Consider the following 1,297-nt stretch of genomic DNA (forward strand, 5'->3'; position numbering starts at 1 on the left):
TCTCCAAAATCCTTATCAACCCAGCTCGGAGCGCGTTTTTCGAAGAATGCACTTAAGCCTTCTTGTCCTTCTTCCGATACACGCAGTGAGGCAATGATTTCTGCCGTCGCATGCTGTTTATCTTGGTTTAAGTCTGATTCGGAAACTTGCCTTATTAATTTCTTAGTTGCGATGCTTGCCTTAGGGCCGTTGCTGATAATCTGTCGGAGCACCTTGTCGACCGCGTCATCAAGTTGACCTTGCTTTACGACTTCATGCACCAAGCCCCATTTTTCAGCTTGCTGAGCATCAAATAACTCGGCGGTAAGAAATAGGCGACGGCATCGTCTTGCTCCCATCGCTTTGAGGACATACGGGCTAATTGTTGCAGGGCTTAAACCTAGTTTTACTTCGCTCAAGCAAAACTTAGCATTATCAGACGCGATGGCAATGTCACAGCAACTAATCAGGCCAAGAGCACCACCGAACGCGGCGCCTTGAATTTTAACGATGGTTGGGACGGACAAGGTGTTAAGCGTCTCCATCAACAATGCGAGTTGCTTGGCGTCTTCAAGATTTTGCTGGTAATCCAGTGAGGCCATACGTTTCATCCATGACAGGTCAGCGCCAGCACTAAAGCTCTTTCCTGTTGCACTCAGGCAGAGTACTCGCACAGAAGGGTTTTGCTCAACTTCGGTAAGCTTAGTAAGTAAAGAAGCAATTGTTTCATCGCCAAAAGCATTATGCTTATCCGGACGATTAAGCACGAGACGCGCCGTATGGTTCTCTATTTTCAAGATTACAGATTGCTCTGACATTGTATTACTCTAATGCTCGTAAAAACTTACATTCGGAAGACGCCAAATTGCGTGTCTTGAATGTCTTTATTCATGCTTGCCGATAGTGCCATGGCAAGGACCTCACGCGTTTGCGCGGGTTCAATAATGCCATCATCCCATAACCTAGCTGTTGCATAATAGGGGTGAGATTGCCTTTCAAATTGATCAATAATAGGTTGTTTCAGTTTCGCCTCATCATCGTCAGACCAAGATTCACCGCGCTTTGCCATGCTATCGCGCTTTACTTGAGCAAGCACACCTGCTGCTTGTTCGCCGCCCATCACTGAAATGCGCGCGTTAGGCCACATCCACAAAAACCGAGGGTGATAGGCTCGACCGCACATTCCATAATTACCAGCGCCAAAACTGCCGCCAATAATGACTGTAAACTTAGGGACTTTCGCGCAGGCGACGGCCATCACCATCTTTGCGCCGTGCTTGGCAATGCCGCCTTCTTCAAACGACTTGCCGACCATGAA

The 1,297-nt window shown here is 47.7% G+C and carries 2 protein-coding genes; both read right to left on the reverse strand.

The window, feature by feature from the left end; all coding sequences use genetic code 11:
• The coding region (locus A3739_RS20780) for an enoyl-CoA hydratase-related protein (RefSeq protein WP_068502634.1) at window positions 1–797 on the reverse strand (797 nt) is incomplete at its 3' end.
• 26 nt (window positions 798–823) lie between these two features.
• Window positions 824–1,297: carboxyl transferase domain-containing protein (locus A3739_RS20785; RefSeq protein ID WP_304440298.1), on the reverse strand; the 474-nt coding region annotated here is incomplete at its 5' end.

It is taken from the genome of Oleiphilus sp. HI0067 (assembly GCF_001635735.1).